At 73.8% G+C, this 17,531-nt stretch carries 13 protein-coding genes; 4 read left to right on the top strand and 9 right to left on the bottom strand.

Annotation, left to right across the window (positions count from 1 at the left end; all coding sequences use genetic code 11):
* Window positions 1–30 precede the first annotated feature (30 nt).
* Together EV292_RS13915 and EV292_RS13910 are read right to left on the bottom strand one after the other, a co-directional pair.
* A complete protein-coding gene (locus tag EV292_RS13915; RefSeq protein WP_132909841.1) occupies window positions 31–1,344 on the bottom strand; it encodes a terminase family protein in 1,314 nt (437 codons plus the stop codon).
* The gene (locus tag EV292_RS13910) at window positions 1,341–2,423 is read right to left on the bottom strand and encodes a hypothetical protein (RefSeq protein ID WP_165927115.1); all 1,083 of its coding nucleotides are present in this window, start codon (window positions 2,421–2,423) and stop codon (window positions 1,341–1,343) included. The genes EV292_RS13915 and EV292_RS13910 overlap by 4 nt, the downstream gene beginning before the upstream one ends.
* 277 nt (window positions 2,424–2,700) lie before the next feature.
* On the opposite strand from EV292_RS13910, the gene EV292_RS13905 reads away from it, so the two are divergent.
* On the top strand, window positions 2,701–3,030 hold the full coding sequence (locus EV292_RS13905; protein ID WP_132909839.1) for a GrlR family regulatory protein: 330 nt from the start codon (window positions 2,701–2,703) through the stop codon (window positions 3,028–3,030).
* 6 nt (window positions 3,031–3,036) lie between these two features.
* Here EV292_RS13905 and EV292_RS13900 read toward each other — a convergent pair whose 3' ends face one another.
* Window positions 3,037–4,920, bottom strand: coding sequence for a methyl-accepting chemotaxis protein (locus EV292_RS13900; protein WP_165927114.1), 1,884 nt, complete (start codon window positions 4,918–4,920; stop codon window positions 3,037–3,039).
* Window positions 4,921–5,203: 283 nt separating this feature from the next.
* Here EV292_RS13900 and EV292_RS13895 point away from each other — a divergent pair, with 283 nt between their 5' ends.
* On the top strand, window positions 5,204–7,273 hold the full coding sequence (locus EV292_RS13895; protein ID WP_132909837.1) for a phospholipase C, phosphocholine-specific: 2,070 nt from the start codon (window positions 5,204–5,206) through the stop codon (window positions 7,271–7,273).
* Between the two features lie 67 nt (window positions 7,274–7,340).
* Here the strand turns inward: EV292_RS13895 and EV292_RS13890 are convergent, their stop codons facing one another.
* The 6 genes from EV292_RS13890 to EV292_RS13865 form a co-directional block, all read right to left on the bottom strand.
* Window positions 7,341–8,474 (bottom strand): PQQ-dependent sugar dehydrogenase, encoded by a 1,134-nt coding sequence (locus tag EV292_RS13890; RefSeq protein ID WP_243693777.1) that lies wholly within the window; start codon window positions 8,472–8,474, stop codon window positions 7,341–7,343.
* 52 nt (window positions 8,475–8,526) lie between these two features.
* Window positions 8,527–9,183, bottom strand: a complete 657-nt coding sequence (locus EV292_RS23130) for a PEPxxWA-CTERM sorting domain-containing protein (protein ID WP_243693776.1) — start codon at window positions 9,181–9,183, stop codon at window positions 8,527–8,529.
* Window positions 9,184–9,709: 526 nt separating this feature from the next.
* On the bottom strand, window positions 9,710–12,220 hold the full coding sequence (locus EV292_RS13880) for an FtsX-like permease family protein (RefSeq protein ID WP_132909836.1): 2,511 nt from the start codon (window positions 12,218–12,220) through the stop codon (window positions 9,710–9,712).
* 56 nt (window positions 12,221–12,276) lie between these two features.
* Window positions 12,277–12,957 (bottom strand): ABC transporter ATP-binding protein, encoded by a 681-nt coding sequence (locus tag EV292_RS13875; RefSeq protein ID WP_132909835.1) that lies wholly within the window; start codon window positions 12,955–12,957, stop codon window positions 12,277–12,279.
* 2 nt (window positions 12,958–12,959) lie between these two features.
* On the bottom strand, window positions 12,960–14,291 hold the full coding sequence (locus EV292_RS13870) for an HlyD family efflux transporter periplasmic adaptor subunit (RefSeq protein WP_243693775.1): 1,332 nt from the start codon (window positions 14,289–14,291) through the stop codon (window positions 12,960–12,962).
* On the bottom strand, window positions 14,288–14,512 hold the full coding sequence (locus EV292_RS13865) for a hypothetical protein (protein WP_132909834.1): 225 nt from the start codon (window positions 14,510–14,512) through the stop codon (window positions 14,288–14,290). Before EV292_RS13865 ends, EV292_RS13870 begins: the two co-directional genes overlap by 4 nt.
* A gap of 136 nt (window positions 14,513–14,648) precedes the next feature.
* Between EV292_RS13865 and EV292_RS13860 the strand changes: the two genes are divergently transcribed.
* A complete protein-coding gene (locus tag EV292_RS13860; RefSeq protein WP_207913440.1) occupies window positions 14,649–16,031 on the top strand; it encodes a sigma-54 dependent transcriptional regulator in 1,383 nt (460 codons plus the stop codon).
* The gene (locus tag EV292_RS13855; protein WP_132909833.1) at window positions 16,021–17,343 is read left to right on the top strand and encodes an ATP-binding protein; all 1,323 of its coding nucleotides are present in this window, start codon (window positions 16,021–16,023) and stop codon (window positions 17,341–17,343) included. Before EV292_RS13860 ends, EV292_RS13855 begins: the two co-directional genes overlap by 11 nt.
* The last annotated feature ends 188 nt before the right edge of the window (window positions 17,344–17,531 follow it).

Below are 17,531 nucleotides of genomic sequence, written 5' to 3'. Positions count from 1 at the left end.
CACCGCGCCGGCGCGTCGTCGTCCCCGCGATCACAGCACGCGCACCCGCACGACCCAGCCCCCGCCCTCGCCCAGCAACAGCGCGGTGAGCGCCCAGACGCAGGCGTCGGCGCGATCGGGCGAGCGCCCCGGCCCGGCATAGCCGCCCCCGGCGACCAGCCCCGCCAGCTCGTCCTCCAGCGCGGGGAAGGCGCGCGCGTGCCACACCCGCCCCGCCTCGTAGAGCGCCGCCACCGGCTCGGCGCGCGCCACCTTGCCGCGCGTGGCATGGACCAGCCGCAGCGGCAGCGCCGCGTCCGCCGCGCGCAGCACCTGCGCCACCATGTCGCCGCCCTGATTGGCCTCGGCGACGACGCGCTCGGCGGCATTGCGCGCGGCGCAGGCCGCGACCGCGCGCGCCCAGCGCTCCGGGCTGGCGCCCACCAGGCTCGCGTCCTCCAGCACATAGCCATTGCCGTCGCGCCCCAGCGCGGCGGCGACGATGCCGCAGGCGTCGCCCTCGCTCCCCGCCGGGGGATCCACCCCCACCACCACGCGCACCAGCGCGGGCAAATGCGCGGCGCGCTGGCGCTCGATCAGCGCGCGCGGCCACAGCGCCCCCGCGGCATCCGCGATCAGCTCGCCGTCGAGCTCCTGCCGCCCCAGCCGGGTGCCGCCATAGCTCGCCTCCACCGCGCGGACGAAGGCGGCGGGCAGATGCGGATTGTCGCGCGTGCGCCCGCGCGTCACCGCGGTGTCCGTCGCCGCGACCAGCCGCCGCAGCAGCAGGGTGGCGCGCGGGGTGGTCGTCACCAGCGCGCGCGGCGCGGCGCCGGCGCGCAGCCCGAGCAGCAGATTGTCCCAGGCGGCGGGGGCGGCCCATTTGCCGAGCTCGTCGGCCCAGGCGAAATGATGCTCCGGCCCGCGCAGCGACTCGGGCGCGGCGGCGGAATAGACGCGCGCGCTGGCACCGCTGGCGAAGCGCAGCTCGCCCGCGGCGGGGCGCCACGCCACCGGCTCGCCGTGCCGCGCCACCGCGAGCACGCCGCTGGGGCCTTCCACCATCACCTGGCGCGCGTCGTCGAGCGTGGCGCCGACCAGCGCGATCCGCGCCGCGGGCACCGCGCGCGCCATCGCGCTGACCCATTCCGCCCCCGCGCGCGTCTTGCCGAAGCCGCGCCCCGCCTGGAGCAGCCACACCCGCCAGTCGCCCGCGGGGGCGAGCTGCCCCGGATGCGCCCAGGCGGCCCATTCGTCGAGCAGCCGGCGCAGCGCGACGGGATCGAGCGCGCCGATGATCCGCGCGCGCTCTGCCGCGGCGACCTGGTGCAGCGCGGCGAGCGTGTGACGCAGCGGCGCGGTCATGCCCAGACCCGCGGCAGCGCGCGCGCGGCGGCGAGGGACGCGGGCGCGGCGTCGTCCGCGCGGGCGGAATCGGGAGGGCCGGCGCTGCCATCGGGCCGCGCCGTCGCGCGGCGATCCGGCGGGAGCGCGGCGAGCGGGCGCGCGCGCCACGCCGCCGCGTCGCCGCCTTGCACGGGGGCGCCGTCGTCGTCGCCGCCCACGCCGGCAGGAAAAGTGTCGCCCCCACCCGCCGCCGCGATCGCGCCGGGCGCGAGCGGTCGCGCCGGCGAAGCAATGCCGTCGGAGGACGCCGCGCGCGCGCCGTCGCGTCGCGTCAGCGCCGCCTCGTCGGTCGCAGCCGGAACGTCGCCCGCTACCTCATCTCCCGCCACCTCAACCTCCGCCACCTCGCGCCCCGCCACCTCCGGCTCACCCACCTCAGGCCCCGCCGCGTCGAAGGGCGGCGTGTCGCCCCGCGGCGCCTCGGCCGCAGGGGTCGCGCTTCCGTCGACAAGGCGCGCGCGCGAGGGGCGCCGCGGCGTCTCGGCGCCGATCCCGCGCGCCCCTGCCGCACCACCCGCAGGCGCAGCGTCGCACGCCGCCTCCGCCCCGTGGCCGGGCGCGTCGGACGCCGCGAGCGCGTCGGCGTGGTGCTGCAAGCGCCGCAACAGCTCGTTGCCTTCGGGGCTCAGCCCCTTGGCGCCGGCGCGGCGACGCGGCGACGCGGCGCGCGCGGGGTCGCCGGGCGCGGCGGCGGTGGCGGCGCGGCGGCGGTCGAGCACGGTCAGCGCGCCCGCGAGGTCGAACGCGCGCGCGGGGTCGAGCAGCCGCCGCAGCATCGCGGTCTCGAGCCGCTCGTAACCGAGCGCGAGCGCCTCGCGCCAATCCGCGGCGAAGCGCGCGCTGCGCCGTCGCAGCGCGTAAGCGGCGGCGGGATCGATCCCCGCCGCCGCCGCCGCGTCACGGTCGCAGCCGGTCATCGCCAGCCGATCGAGGAAGCGGCTGCGCGCGCGCGCGTCGAGCCGTGTCGTCACCGCCGCGCCGTCCCGCGCCGCCGCCTGCGCGCGCGAGTCCGTGTCGCGTGCCGCGTCCTGCCCCATCGCGCGCCTCCCGTCGTCCGATCCATGGATGTCGAGCATGCGTCGCGGCGGTGCCGCTCGACGCACGTCGGGCCGGCACGGCGGGGATCGCCCCGCGCCGCCCGGCCCGACTCACATCATCTCGATGTTCTTCTTTTGTACACAAAGAGCGTCACGCTGTCAAGCCGCCGGTTCCCGCGCCTCTCCGCGATCGGCTGGCGCGCCAAAAGCGTTGGAAAGATCAATTAAATGGGTAGGTTAGCGACAAAGGGCGGTGATCGCCGGCGAAGGATCGAGGATGGAGAACGGGCTGTACCTGCTCCGTGTCACGCGCGCCGCGAGTGCGGCGCAGGGGGTGGCGCTGCTGCGCGACGGTACGCTGCTCGGCGGGGACAGCCTGCACTGGTGGGAGGGGGCGGTGACGAGCGCGGGCGAGACCTTCTCGGGCGAGCTCACCATCCACAAGCACGCGCCCGGTCCGTCGATATTCGGCTTCTTCGCGTTCGATCTGGTCACGCTCGCGCTGGCCGGCGCGCGCGCGGGGACGCAGTGGCGCGCGGAGGCCCGGTCGAGCGCCGCCACCGCCGCCCCGCTGGACCTCAGCCTGCGCCTGCTGCGTCCGGCGTGATCCGGCTCAGCCCGCGGGCTGGCGCAGCCGTCCGGTGAAGCGCAGCGCGCTCTCGCGCAGCGAGTCCGAGCGCTGGCTCAGCTCGTGCGCCGCGACGTTGACCGAGCGCGCCATCGTCTCCGACGATCCCACCAGCCGCGCCAGATCGTCGAAGGCGCGATCCGAGTCGGTGACATGCACCGCCGCGTCCGACGCGATCAGCCCCAGCGCGCGCACGATCGCCGCCTGCACGTCGAGCGCGCGGCGCGACGAATGCGTCGCCGCGGCGGAGGCGTCCATCATCTCGCCGATCGTTTCCGCCCCCGCCGCGGCGGATTCGCCCTGCCCCTTGATCTCGCGCAGCACCCCGGCGATCTGCGCGACCTGGCGCGCGGTGGATTCGGCGAGCTGCTTCACCTCGTCCGCCAGCACCGCGAAGCCCAGCCCCGCCGCGCCCGCGCGGCTCGCCTCGATCCGCGCGTTGAGCGCGAGCAGGTTGATCCGCGCCGCGATCTCGCCGACCGAGTCGATCACGTCCTCCACCCCGCGCGCGCGCGTGCCGAGCTGCTGGAGCCGCGCCACCAGCTCGACGCTGATCCGCTGCGCCTCCAGCGTCACTTCCGCGGCGCGCGCGATATCCGCCTCCAGCCCCTGGGTCGCGACCTCGAGCTGCGCGCTGTCCTTCACCACGCGGCCGACCACCTCGGCGGTCGCCTTGGTCCGCTCCGACGCCACCGCCGCGGCGCGGTCGCCCGCCACCGCCTCGCGCTCCAAGGCGGCGGCCTGGCGGTCGAGCGTCTCCGCGATCGCCGCGATCGGGCGCAGCACCGTGCTGAACTCGCTCTCGAACAAGGTCAGCGTGCGCGCGGACTGCTGCTCCACCTCCTGTTTGCGCAGCGCCTGTTCGCGGTCGCGCTCGCGCGACAGCAGCGCCACCGTGCTCTCCTTCTGGCGCAGCTGTTCGACCAGCCGCTCCGCCGCGGCCCGCGCGTCGCTCGCGGTGGCGGCGGCGACGCGGCTCTTGTCCGCCTCCTCCTCGGCCTGGCGCTGCTGCGCGGACAACAGCCGCGCCAGCCCGCGCGCGCGGCCATATTGCATCACCCCGATCGCCAGCGTCAGCGCCACCAGCAGCAGCGCGGGCAGCACCGCCGCGCGCAGCATCGCGGTGCCGGGCAGCGCCTGCTGCCACGTCAGCCGCCCGGTCGCCTCCGCGCGACGCAGCACGTCGACCTGGGGCAGGTCGCTGCCCGCGATGTCGGGCAGCCAGCGCAGCCCCGTGATCGCCATCGCCGCGCCGATCTCGCTGGTCAGCTCGCCCGCGATCGGTTGCAGCATGATGAGATAGCGCGGCGCCGCGGTCGCGCTGGCGAGCCCGTGCGAGGTCGGGCGGATCGGCGCGACGCCGAAGAAATAGGGCCGCCCCGCGAGCGACACGCGCGACACCAGCGGGCGCTCGTTATGGTCGGACAGCCCGAGCTGGCGGCGCAGGTCCAGCCCGGCGAAGTCGCTCAGCCGCGGGCTCGCCCCGCGCGCCCAATAGCCATAATGCTGCGCGCCGGTGCGATCGACGACGAACACCCCGCTCATCGGGATGGTGAAGACCTTCCACACCCCCGGCCCGATATTGGCGTCGAGCCAGACCGGGTCGTGCCCCAGCACCGCGTGGCGGTACAGATCGTCCCACAAAGCATAGCCCTTGAGCCAGCTGCGGAACGACATGGCCTTGCCGTCGAGCGCCTGTTCGATCGCGCGCTTGGTGGCGGCGGTCTGCGCGCGATCCTGCTCGCGCGCCTGGACGATGCCGAAGCCGCACAGCGCGGTGATGAGGATCATCGCCGCCGCGACGTAGCTCAGCGCGATCTGCCCCGCGAAGGACAATCGGCGTCGGCGCAGCAGCCATCCTCGTCTCACCGGTCCGCCTCCCGTCAGCGTGGCCCGCGCGGAACCTAAGGGCAGATTGATTAACGAAGCGATTAAGAGCCGGTCCGGCCACATGATGGCCGTCATCGTCGCGCCCGCGCGTCTCGTCAGGTGGCAGGCAGGTCGCGCGAGTCACGCGTCTTTCATCGTGCCGACGCACCAGCGTCATCCTGGCGCGATAGCGGCACGGCTTGCATCGCGCGCCGCCGGGGATGACAGGGACGCGCCAGACCGGCGCGTTACCGCGCGCCGGCGTTGCGGAGGAGCGGCGGACATGGTCACCGATCGACGCGCCGTGCTGCGCGCCACGCTCGCCGCCGCGGCGGCGGGAGCGGCGGGCACGCCGATCGCTCGCGCGCTCGCGCTGCCCGCGCGGCGCCGCAGCGGCACGATCGCGGACGTCGATCATGTCGTCGTGCTGATGCAGGAGAACCGCTCGTTCGACCATTATTTCGGCGCGCTGCGCGGCGTGCGCGGGTTCGACGACCCGCGCCCGCTGCTGCTCCCCGGCGGGCGCGCGGTGTGGCACCAGCCGCTCACGCGCGGCGCGGCGACCACGGTGTCGCCGTTCCGGCTCAACGCCGACGGGCACCACAACAATGCGATGACCAGCCTCGACCACGGCTGGCGCGGGCCGCACGCGCTGTGGCGCGACTATGACGCCTGGATCGAGCGCAAGACCGCGCTGACGATGGGCTATCACGATCGCCGCGACCTGCCCTTCTATTACGCGCTCGCCGACGCCTTCACGATCTGCGACGCCTATCATTGCTCGGTGTTCGGCTCGACCAACCCCAATCGCATGTTCCTGTTCACCGGCACCAGCGGGCTGTCGGTCGGGCAGGAAGGGCGCCACGTCGGGTCCAACGTCGACGACGGCAATTGGACCGGCGATGCCGGGCGCGACGACCGCGCCTTCGCGGGCTATCCCTGGACCAGCTATGCCGAGCGGCTGGAGCGCGCCGGGGTGAGCTGGCGCGTGTACCAGGAGCACGACAATTACGGCGACAACGCGCTCGCCTATTTCAAGGCGTTCCGCGGGCTCGACCCGACCGATCCGCTGTACCGCCGCGCGCGCGCGATCGTGCCGGGGTCGACCGCGGACAATGCCGCCGCGTCGGAGGGCGAGCATCTCGTCGCGGCGGTGCGGCGCGACGTCGAACAGGGCACGCTGCCACAGGTGTCGTGGATCGTCGCGCCCTATGAGGTCTGCGAGCATCCCGAGGCGCAGGGGATGGAATATGGCCAGTATTTCACCGCGCGCCTGCTCGAGGCGCTGACCGCCGATCCCGCGGTCTGGGCGCGCACCGCTCTGTTCGTCACCTATGACGAGAATGACGGCTTCTTCGATCACGTCCCGCCGGCGATCCCGCCGGTCACCCCGTCGCTGGGGCGCGCCACGATCGACCTGCGCGGCGAGACGTTCGGCGGCGATCCGCTCGGCGTCGGCCCGCGCGTGCCGATGCTGGTGGTGTCGCCGTGGAGCAAGGGCGGCTGGGTCACCTCCGAACAGTTCGACCACACGTCGATCATCCGCTTCATGGAGCGGCGCTTCGGGGTGATGGAGCCCAATATCACGCCGTGGCGCCGCGCCGCGATGGGCGACCTCACCGGCGCGTTCGACTTCGCGCAGCCCGACCGGCAGCTCCCGGCCTGGCCCGAGACGCGCGACTATCCCGCCGCGGCGCGCGCGGGCCGGGCGGCGCGGCGCCCGGCGCCGCCGGCGCAGGCGGGCACGGCGCGGCAGGAGCCCGGCCAGCGCCCCGCGCGCGCTCTGCCCTATCGCGTGCGCACCGCGCTGCGCGTCGACGCGGCGGGCGACCGGCTGCTGCTGCGGATCGAGAACCACGGCAGCGCGGGCGCGACCTTCTCGCTCCAGTCGAGCGCGGAGGACGAGCCGCGGCGCTTCTACACCGTCGGCGCGGGCGCGGCGCTGGACGAGGCGCTGCCGCTGCGCCGCGACGTGCCGCGGCGGCTGCGGCTCCACGGCCCCAACGGCTATCTCCACGAGCTGTGGGTGAGCGATCTCGCCGCGGCGGCGCTGGAGCTGTCGGGCGGCTTCGATCCGGCGAGCGGGCGGTTCCTCGTCGCCGCCACCAACACGGGCAGCGCCGCACGCACGCTGCACGTCGCGGCGCAGACCTATGCGCGCGACGCGCACACGCACCGGATCGCGCCCGGCGCCACGGTCGAACAGGCATGGGACGTGCGGCCGAGCGGCCTGTGGTATGACATCGTGCTGCGGCTCGACGACGGCGCCGCGCCGCTGATGCGCTTCGCCGGCCGCGGCGAGGACGGTCGCCCCGGCCGCAGCGACCCCGCCCGCGCCGACGTCACCGCCTGAGCGCCCCGGCCGCAGCGACCCCGCGCGTGCCGGCGTCACCGCCGGAGCGCGCGGGGCGCGGGGCGGCTCAGGAGCGCGGGGTCAGCCGGAGCAGCCGGCCCTGCGTGTTGCCGTCCTCCAGCAGGTAGATCGCGCCGTCGGGGCCTTGCTCCACGTCGCGGATGCGCGCGTTCATGGCCCATTGGTCGCCCTTGCTCGCCGCGGTGCCGTTGAGGTCGACGCGGATCAGCGCGCGCGACGACAGCCCGCCCATGAACGCGTCGCCGCGCCACTGCGGGAACAGCCGGCCGGTATAGATCATCAGCCCCGCGGGCGAGACCGAGGGGTTCCACCACACCTTGGGCGCCTCATAGCCGTCGCCCGCGCGATGGTCGGGGATGTCGCGGCCGTCGTAATGCGAGCCGTTGGAGGCGTTGGGCCAGCCATAGTTGCGCGCGGGGCGGACGAGGTTGAGCTCGTCGCCGCCCTTCGGCCCCATCTCGTTCTGCCACAGATTGCCCTGCGGATCGAACGCGATGCCGAGCAGGTTGCGGTGCCCGTAGCTCCAGATCTCGGGCAGGAAGCCCTGCGCGGCGAGCGGGTTGCCCGGTGCCGGCCGCCCGTCGGGGGTGAGCCGCAGCACCTTGCCGAGCGACTGGCGCTTGTCCTGCGACGGGGTGAACTGCTGCCGCTCGCCCGCGGTGAAGAACAGGTAGCGGCCGTCGGGCGAGAAGGCGATCCGGCCCGAGAAATGCCCGTCACCCGCGAGCAACGGGGCGGCGCGGTACAAGGTCTGCAACCCCGCCAGTTGCGGCACGCTGCCGCTGCTCGACAGCGTGCCGCGCGCCAGCACCACGCCCTTGCCGCCCTCGCCCTCGGCCGAATAGCTCAGATAGACGCGGCGCGTGGTGGCGAAATCGGGCGCGACGACCACGTCCATCAACCCGCCCTGCCCGGCCGAGCTCACCGGGATATTGGCGATGGTCTGCTGCTGCTTGCCGTCGGCGGAGACGAGCAGCAGCCGGCCCGCCTTCTCGGTCACCAGCATCCGCCCGTCGGGCAGGAACGCCATCGCCCAGGGCGCGCTGAAATCGGCCACCACCGTGACCTCGAAGGGGGTCTGCGCCGCCGCGCTCGCGCTCACCGACGCGCCCGCGAGCGCCGCGCCCAGCGCCAGCGCGACGCCACTTGTGCGGCGACCGCCGCTCATCTCGTTCCACATGATCCACTCTCCCGCATAGAGGACGCGCCTGGCGCGCCGGTCGGTCCGATCGTCAGGCGTGCCGCGGCGCCGCCACCGCGGTGCGACGCCGCCGCAGCGCCTGGCCGATGCCCGCGAAGCCGATCAGCATCATCGCCCAGGTCGCCGGCTCGGGCACCGCGCCGGGCGCGCCCGCGGCGGTGACCGACACGTCGTCGAACAGGATGCCGCCCTGGTCCTGCCGCCCGTGGATGCGCAGGTCGGTGGCGCCGCCGGTCGCCAGCAGGTTCTTGAAGGTGAACTGGCGATAGCTGGTGACGTAGCGGTCGGTGTCGAGGTCGTAGCGCGCGCTGTCGTGGTTGGGGTCGGCGATCAGGTCGACGAGCGCGCCGTTCCAGTAGACCGAGAAGCCGCTCGTCCCCGCCGCGGTCTCGGCGACCCAGAGGCTGAGATCATAGCTGGAGCCCGCCACCGTGGTCAGCGCCTGTCCGATGTAGAAGCCGCCGCCATAGCTCGCGGTACAGGCCGCGCCGACGCAGCCCGACACCGCATAGCCGTCGCTCGCGCGGCCCGCGCCGGCGAAGGCGGTGATGAGCGCGCCCGACCCCGGCGTGGGATCGACATACCATCCGGTGGCGCCGTTCTCGAACCCGGCATTGGTGACGATGTTCGCCGCCGCCGCCGGCGTCGCGGCGAGCGTGGCGAGAACGAGCAGAGCAAGCCTCTTCATGGACGTCCCTCCTTTTATCTGGGTGCAACCCTAACTGGGGCGGGGCGGCGGCGGGCAGCGGTTTCGCGCCGCCGGACGCCCCGATCCCTCCCTATCGCGTTACCATTGTCATCATCGCCCGCGGGCGGGGCGGCCGTGGACGCGCGCACGCCGAGCGGCCGGGCGCGCGCGGGGCGCGACCCGCCGGGGCGGTCGAACGTCTGGAGGCCATCATCACCACGGATGCTCCCGAAGGCGCGGCACCAACGATCGGCGCGCGCGCGGGTTCGCGCCCGATTTGTCCGCGCAGCGCCGCCGTTACGGGGCGTGGCCGGCGCGGTGGGTCATGCTGGCGCGTGGTCCAGATGATTCGAACCAGCGAAGTGCTCCTGCGGACGCAGGAGCCCAGCGCCACGAGGGTCACGCCCGCGGTCCTGGGCTCCGGCGTTCGCCGGAGCACGGTTCAATCGAGGTGGATCAGACTATAGCCGCCGGCGCGATCTGCCACATACGCCATCGTCGCCCGCCTGAGCCCGCGGCGCCGCGCTCATTCGTAGCGCAGCGCGCGCACCGGGCTGGTCCGCGCGACGCGCAGCGCATGGCCGCCGACGGTCAGCACCGCGATCACCAGCGCCAGCCCGCCGCCGAGCAGGAAGGGCAGCGGGGTGAGCGCGATGCGCTGGTCGAAGCCGTTGAGCCAGTCGCGCATCATCCACCAGGCGATCGGCCAGGCGATCAAATTGGCGATCAGCACCGGCCGGCTGAACTGCCACACCAGCAGCCGCACGATATCGATCGTGCGCGCGCCCAGCACCTTGCGGATCCCGATCTCCTTGGTGCGCCGGTCCGCGGTGAAGGCGGCGAGCCCGAACAGCCCGAGGCAGCCGATCACCACCGCCAGCAGCGCGAAGCCCGCGAACAACCGGCCGCGCGCCTCCTCGCGCGCGTAGAGCTCGCGGACGATGTCGTCGCCGAAGCGGCCAGCGAACGGCACCTGCGGCACGTTGCGCTGCCATACCTGCTCCACCGCCTCGCGCGCCGCCGCGGGGTCGCCGGTGAAGCGCACGATCAATTGGCTGAAGTCATTGCGCTGCATCACATAGACGATCGGCTGGAGCGGGTCGCGGAGCGAGCGGAAGCGCGCGTCCTCCACCACGCCCACGATCGTCACCGGCACCAGCCCGTAGCCGGGCAGCGACAGGCCGGCGCGGAGCTGCTGGCCGATCGCGGCGGCGGGGGTGGCGAAGCCGAGCCGCCGCGCCGCCTCGCGCGTGACGACGACGTTGGCGCCGCGCGCGACGAAGGCGCGCTCCGCGGCCTGGTCGAGCCGCGGCGGCGTGGTGGCGTCGTCGCGCCCGATCGCCTCGGAGAAGTCGCGCCCCGCCGCCAGCTTCATCCCCATCGCGCGGAAGAAGCCGACCTCCACCGCGTAGCGGCCCAGCGTGACGCCGCCGTCGCTGCGCCCGGCGCGATAGACCGACACCGACGTGTTGTTCTGCGGCGCCACCGCGATCTGGGTGCGCGCCGCCGCGATCACGCCGGGCAGGCGCCGCACCTGCTCGGTGACCTGCTGGTCGCGCCCGTCGACGCCGCGAAAGCCGAGATTGCCGACCTGGAGCAGCCCGTCGCGCTGATAGCCCGCGTCGACGGTGCGCGCGTAGACGGTCTGGCCGTAGATCACCGCGGTGCAGACGATCAGCCCGATCGACACTGCGAACTGGCCGATCACCAGCGCGCCGCGCAGCCGCCCCGACCCGTGCGCGTCGGCGGCGGAAGTGTTGGCCTTGAGGATGCGGGCGGGCTCGAACCGCGCGAGGTAGAAGGCCGGATACACCCCCGCGAGCACCCCCACCCCGAGCGTCAGCGCGACCACCATCGGCAGCACCCCGCCCGGACCGACATAGGGCAGCACCATGTCGGCGTGGAGGAAGGCGTTGAAGGTCGGCAGCAGCAGCTCCACCAGCGCGAGCGCGAGCAGCATCGCGATCGCGGTCACCATCACCGCCTCGCCGAGGAACTGGACGATCAGCTGCGCGCGGCTGGCGCCCAGCACCTTGCGCAGCGCCACCTCGCGCGCGCGCTGCGAGGCGCGCGCGGTGGCCATGTTGGTGAAGTTGACGCAGGCCATCCCCAGGATCAGCAGCGCGATCACGCCGAAGGTCGCGACCGTCACGCGGTCGTTGCCGGGCGTGGCCGAGGCGCGCTGCGCCTCGCCGAGATGGACGTCACGCAGCGGGGTCAGGCGGAAGTCGGTGTAATCGCCCGGGTTGCTGCGCTCGCCGTCGCTACGGTTGTCGGGGATGTTGCGCTTCTCCCAGGCGGGCATCCGCGCCTGGATCAGCGCGGCATCGGCGGGCGAGCGCAGCCGCACGAAGTTCCAGCCCTGCTGATTGTCCCACAGCGCCAGCTGCTCGCGCCGGTCGGCGAACTGCGCCTCCAGGTCGAAGCGCGCGACCGCCCTGGCGGTGAAGCTGGAATGGCGCGGCCAGTCGCGGAACACCGCGGTGACACGGTAATCCACCGGCCCGGTGTTGTCGACGATCGTCAGCGTGCGCCCGATCGGGTCGGCCGCGCCGAAGCGGCGGCGCGCCTCGCTCTCGCTCAGCGCGATCGAATGGCCGTCGGGCAGCGCGGTGGCGGCGCTGCCGCGCACGAACGGCACCTTCATGATCTCGAACAGATTGCCGTCCGCCATGCGCAGATCCTCCAGCTCGGCGGCCTCGCCGTCCTGGATCACGATCGGCGAGAAGCTGCGCACCCACACCAGCCGCTCGATCTGGTCGGGGTAATCCTTGGCGAGCGCGCGCCCGGCGACGATCGAGCTGACCTGGAGCTTCATCTCCTCGCTGCCGTCGTCGGTCGCCTGATAATAGGTCTGGAACTGGAAGGCGCGGTCACCCTCCTCCATCCAGGCGTCGTAGCTCGTCTCGTAGCGGACGTAGAGCAGGATCATCAGACAGGCCGCCAGCCCCAGCGCGAGGCCGGCGATGTTGATGACCGCATAGGCGCGGCTCTTGGCCAGCGCGCGCAGGCCGACGAGGATGTAGTTGCGCCACATGCGACGGGCTCCGGTCAGATGGTCGGGGTCAGATGGTCGGGATCAGATGGTGGGGATCAGGCGGCGCGGCGGCGCTGCTGGAGGATGCGGCCGTCGAGCATGTTGACGACGCGGCCGGCATAATCGGCGTGCGCGGGCGAGTGGGTGACCATCACGATCGTCGCCCCCTGCGCGTTGAGCGACTGGAGCATCCGCATCACCTCCTCGCCGTGGCTGGTGTCGAGATTGCCGGTCGGCTCGTCGGCGAGGATCAGCTTGGGCTCGGCCACCAGCGCGCGCGCCACCGCGACGCGCTGCTGCTGCCCGCCCGAGAGCTGGCTCGGGCGGTGCCGCGCGCGATGCGCGATGCCGACGCGGTCCATCACCTGCTCGGCGCGGCGGCGCCGCTCGCTCGCGGGAACGTCGTGGTACAGCAGCGCCAGCTCGACATTCTCGCGCACGGTGAGCTCGTCGATCAGGTTGAAGCTCTGGAAGATGAAGCCGAGATTGGCCTTGCGCACCGCCGCCAGCGCGGCCTCGCCGAGCCCCGCCACCTCCTGCCCGTCGAACAGATAGGAGCCGCCGCTGGGCCGGTCGAGCATCCCGATCAGGTTGAGCAGGGTGGACTTGCCGCAGCCGGACGGGCCCATGATCGCGACGAACTCGCCCGCCGCGACGTCGAGGTCGATCGCGTCGAGCGCGGTCGTCTCGATCATGTCGGCCTGGTAGACGCGGGAGAGCTGGCGCATCTGCAACATGGTCATTCCTTTCGCGCGGAGAGGTCGAGCCGATCCTTGTCGGCGAACCCGGTGTAGGGGGAGGTGATGACGCGCTCGCCGGGATCGAGCCCCTCGAGCACCTCGACCACGGCGGCGTTGCGGCGGCCGAGCCGCACCGCGCGCTTGGTCGCGCCGCGCCCGTCGGGGTCGACGACGAAGACGAAGCGCCCGCCGCTCTCGGCGTAGAAGGCGCCGTTGGGGATCAGCCGTGCGGGCGTGGGATCGCCCAGCGTCACCTTGGCCTGGAGCGTCTGGCCGCGCTGGATCCCCGCGGGTTCGTCGCCGACGAACTGGAGGTCGACCTGGAACTGGCCGTCCTTCACCTGCGGGTAGATCTTGGAGACGCGCGCGGCATAGCTGCGCCCCGTCACCTCGACGCGCGCGCGCTGGTCCAGCGCGACGCGGCCGAGATAGAATTCGTCGACGCCCGCGATCAGCTTGTTGCGCCCCGGGCTGTCGATCTGGCCGAGCCGCTCGCCGCGCGCGAGGCTCTGGCCGACCTGGAGGTCGAAGCCCGACAATTTGCCCGCCACCGGCGCGCGCAGCTTCAGCGCGGCGAGATTGGCGCGCGCGATGTCGAGCCCCGCCTGCATCGACGCGATCGAGGCGCGCTGCTGCGCGAGCTGGCTGGTCTGCAACCGCTCGTCGGTCGACTGGCTGCGGCTCACCGCGGCGTAACGCTGCTTCTCGTAATCGAACTGGTCGCCGGTGTCGGCGAAGACGCGCCCCGCGACGAAGCCCTTGGCGGCGAGCGGCGCCTCGCGCTCATATTGGCGGCGCGCGCGCTGCAATCCCAGCCGCGCCTCCAGCAGCGCGCGCTCGTTGGTGAGCCGCGTCTGCGACAGCGCCAGCTCCTGGCTGCGCATGTTGTTGATCTGCTGCTCCACCTCGGTCTGGCGCGCGAGCGTGGAGAGCTGCAGCTCGGCGTTGGAGAGCTCGACGATCGGCTGGCCCGCGGCGAGCGTCACGCCGTCCTCGACCAGGATCTTCTCGACCCGCCCGCCCTCGATGGCGTCGAGGAACACCGTCAGCAGCGGGGTGACGCGCGCGCGCAGCGGGATGAAATCGTCGAACGTGCCGTTGCCGACGCGCGCGATCGTCAGCCGGTCGCGCGCGATCGACTGGGTGTCGCCGCGCGGCGCATAGCGCCAGAACGCCGCCGCCAGCAGCACCGCCACCAGCGCCGCCGCGGCGGCATAGGTCCAGCGCGGCGGCCCGCGCCGCGCGACCACGCGGTCCATCGCGCCGCCGGTGACGGGGCGCTCGGGCAGCGCGGGGCCGACCGCGACGGGGCGTTGCAGCCGCACCGTCACCGCGCCGCCGCCCGCCGCACCAGCGACTGTCCGATATCGGACAGGAGTGACCGATCGCGGACAGTCGGCGCCCCCGTGCTGATCGAGAGGCGGAACGTGCTCGTCTCGAGCCGCACCTGCCACCCGCCCGTCGCCGCGCGCCAGCGCAGGCCGTCGAACAGCAGCAGCGCCAGCAGCACCGCCGCGACCAGTGCCGCTCCCCTTCTCCGCCCTTGAACCATGTCCCGCCGATCCGCTGTCCGTGTCATCGCCGGCCGCGTTGCAGCTTCCGTGCCAGCGCGCGCGCCCGCGCCGCGCGGCGACTGGCACGGCTTTTGTTTGTCCGATCCCGGACAGCCATTGTACGAGAACGGCCTTATGCAGCAGGAGCGCTACCCCCTGTGCGTCGTCATCGACGACGACCCCGACATATTGACCGCGGCGCGGCTGGCGCTGCGCGCGGTGTTCGCGGAAGTGGCGACGTGCCTCTCGCCCGAGACGGCGCGCGCGCTCGTCGCCGAGCGGCGCCCCGACGTGGTGCTGCTGGACGCCAATTTCGCGCGCGGCGCGACCGACTCGGTCGAGGGGCTGGCGCTGCTCGACGCGCTGCTGCGCGACGATCCCGGACAGATCGTCGTGATGATCACCGCGCACGCGGGGGTGCAGGTCGCGGTGGAGGCGATGAAGCGCGGCGCGGCCGATTTCGTCGCCAAGCCCTGGTCGAACGACCGGCTGCTCACCAGCGTGCGCAGCGCCGCCGCGCTGGGCGCGTCGCGGCGCGCGCTGCCGCGCGCCGCGCAGGTGCCGGTGGTGCCCTCCGCCGCCTGGCCGCTGATCGGCGGCTCGCCCGCGATGGCGCGGATCCAGTCGCTGGTCGCGCGCGCCGCGCCCACCGACGCCAACATCCTCGTGCTGGGCGAGAATGGCACGGGCAAGGAACTGGTCGCGCGCGCGCTCCACGCCCAGTCGCGCCGCGCGGACAAACTGATGGTGACGCTGGATCTCGGCGCGATCGCGCCCGAGCTGATCGATTCCGAGCTGTTCGGCCATGTCAAAGGCGCCTTCACCGACGCGCGCGCCGATCGCGTCGGGCGCATCCAGGCCGCCGACGGCGGGACGCTGTTCCTCGACGAGATCGGCAACCTGCCGCTCCACCTCCAGCCCAAGCTGCTCACCGCGCTGGAGCAGCGCCAGGTCACCCCGGTCGGCGCCAACCGGCCGGTGCCGGTCGACATCCGCGTGATCGCGGCGACCAACATGCTGCCCGCCGCGCTGCGCGACCCGCGGCATTTCCGCCAGGATCTGCTGTTCCGGCTCAACACGGTGGAGATCGAGCTGCCCGCGCTGCGCGAGCGCCGCGAGGACGTGCCCGAGCTCGTCGCGCATTATGCCGCGCGCTACGCCGAGCGCTACGACCGGCCCGTCCCCGTGCTGGCGCGCGACACGCTGGCGGCGCTCGCCGCGGCGGACTGGCCGGGCAACGTCCGCGCGCTGCGCCACGCGGTCGAGCGCGCGGTCATCATGGGCGGCGACGCCCCGCTCGCGCCGCAGGACTTCGGCGTCGAGCCCAGCGGCGCGGCCCCGTTCGCCGGCGCCGCGCTGGCCGACGGCGGCGGCGACGACCTCAACCTCGAGCGCGTCGAGCGCCGGCTGGTCGAGGCGGCGCTGCGCAAGCACGGCTATAACATCTCGGGCGCGGCGGGCGAGCTCGGCCTGTCGCGCGCGGCGCTGTATCGCCGCATGGAAAAACATGGGCTCTGACGCGCGCTTCACCGCGATCGCGCTGGGCTGGACCGCGCTGCTGGCGGCCGCGATCGCGGCGGGGGCGTGGGGGCTGGCGCATGGCGGCGGCGCGGCGACGCTGCTGGTCGCGGCGGGCGGCGTCGCGCTGGGCCTCGCCGGGCTGCTGCGCCACGTCCACCGCACCCAGATCGCGCTGGCGCGCTTCGTCGAGGAGATCCGGCTCGGCGACGCCACCGCGCGGATGCCGCGCGCGCGCGGCGGCAGCACCGCGCGGCTCGGCGCCGCGCTCGACACGGTGATGCGCACGCTCCAGCAGGGGCGCGCGCACGACATGGCCGAGCTGCGCTTCCTCGAGGCGCTGCTCGACGACGTGCCGATCGCGCTGCTGCTGATCGAGGGCGGGCAGGTGCGGCTGGGCAACAAGGCCGCGCGCGCGCTGTTCGGGGGCGCGACCGAGGGCGACGCGGCGCGCTTCGCGCCCTTCGGTGCCGAGCTCGGCGCGATCCTCGCCGACACCGCGGGCGGCGCGCAGCGGCAGCAGATCGTGCGGCTGACGCTGCACGGCGCGACGCAGCGCGCTCTGGTGCGCCGCGCCAGCCTCGCGCGGCTGGGGGTGACGGTCGGCGCGGTGACGGTGGAGCCGATCCAGCAGACGCTCGACGCGGTGGAGGTGGCGGCGCAGGCCGCGATCGTGCGCGTGCTGACGCATGAGATCCTCAACTCGCTGACCCCGATCGTTTCGCTCGCCGGCACCGCGACGGTGCTGCTGGGGGAGGATCCGGTCGAGCTCGACGAGGCGCGGCTGGCGGTGCTGACGCTCGCGCGCCGCGCCGAGGCGACGCGGCGGTTCGTCGACAGCTATCGCGAGGTGGCGCGGCCGATGCAGCCGCGGCGGCGCCGCTTCGCCGCCGCCGCCTTCGCGCAGGAGCTGGCGCGGCTGTTCGCGGCCGACTGGCTCGACCATCGACTGGCGTGCGAGGTCGAGGCGGGGCTCCTGCTCGACGCCGATCCCGATCTGCTCGGCCAGGCGGTGATCAACCTGCTGCGCAACGCCGCGCAGGCGAGCGACCGCCCCGACCGCCGCCGCGTCGTGCTGCGCATCGCGGCGACGCGCGACGGCGCGATGATCGAGGTGGAGGACAATGGCTGCGGCATGCCCGCGGCGGTGGCGCGCGACATGTTCCTGCCCTTCTTCACCACCAAGGAGAGCGGCACCGGGGTGGGCCTCCATCTCGTCCGCCAGGTGGTGGTGGCGCATGACGCGCAGGTCGACGTCGTCTCCACCGTCGACGTGGGCACGACGATCCGCATCGCGGGGCCGCTCGGCTGATCCGCCGGGGCGGCGCGGTGCTCTTCCTCTCCCGTCGTCCCGGACGTGCTCCGGCCTTCGCGAGAACGACGTGCGGTTGGTCTGCGGCACGGTGGATGCCGGACGCAAAAGGTTCATTGTCGCGGAAGCGGCTTGCCCCCGTCATCCCGGGCTCGACCCGGGATCCATGGTGCCGCGAGAGCCGTCGG

This window comes from Sphingomonas sp. BK235, assembly GCF_004345855.1.
In the GTDB taxonomy this organism is placed as follows: Bacteria; Pseudomonadota; Alphaproteobacteria; order Sphingomonadales; family Sphingomonadaceae; genus Sphingomonas.
This window is presented reverse-complemented; position numbering and strand designations above follow the sequence as displayed.

What these genes read in the sequence shown, in the direction of transcription:
- EV292_RS13915 (WP_132909841.1), bottom strand. Translation starts at nt 1,344, where the DNA reads ATGACCGCGCCGCTGCGTCACACGCTCGCCGCGCTGCACCAGGTCGCC.
- EV292_RS13910 (WP_165927115.1), bottom strand. Translation starts at nt 2,423, where the DNA reads ATGGGGCAGGACGCGGCACGCGACACGGACTCGCGCGCGCAGGCGGCG.
- EV292_RS13905 (WP_132909839.1), top strand. Translation starts at nt 2,701, where the DNA reads ATGGAGAACGGGCTGTACCTGCTCCGTGTCACGCGCGCCGCGAGTGCG.
- EV292_RS13895 (WP_132909837.1), top strand. Translation starts at nt 5,204, where the DNA reads ATGGTCACCGATCGACGCGCCGTGCTGCGCGCCACGCTCGCCGCCGCG.
- EV292_RS13890 (WP_243693777.1), bottom strand. Translation starts at nt 8,474, where the DNA reads ATGTGGAACGAGATGAGCGGCGGTCGCCGCACAAGTGGCGTCGCGCTG.
- EV292_RS23130 (WP_243693776.1), bottom strand. Translation starts at nt 9,183, where the DNA reads ATGAAGAGGCTTGCTCTGCTCGTTCTCGCCACGCTCGCCGCGACGCCG.
- EV292_RS13880 (WP_132909836.1), bottom strand. Translation starts at nt 12,220, where the DNA reads ATGTGGCGCAACTACATCCTCGTCGGCCTGCGCGCGCTGGCCAAGAGC.
- EV292_RS13875 (WP_132909835.1), bottom strand. Translation starts at nt 12,957, where the DNA reads ATGTTGCAGATGCGCCAGCTCTCCCGCGTCTACCAGGCCGACATGATC.
- EV292_RS13865 (WP_132909834.1), bottom strand. Translation starts at nt 14,512, where the DNA reads ATGGTTCAAGGGCGGAGAAGGGGAGCGGCACTGGTCGCGGCGGTGCTG.
- EV292_RS13860 (WP_207913440.1), top strand. Translation starts at nt 14,649, where the DNA reads ATGCAGCAGGAGCGCTACCCCCTGTGCGTCGTCATCGACGACGACCCC.
- EV292_RS13855 (WP_132909833.1), top strand. Translation starts at nt 16,021, where the DNA reads ATGGGCTCTGACGCGCGCTTCACCGCGATCGCGCTGGGCTGGACCGCG.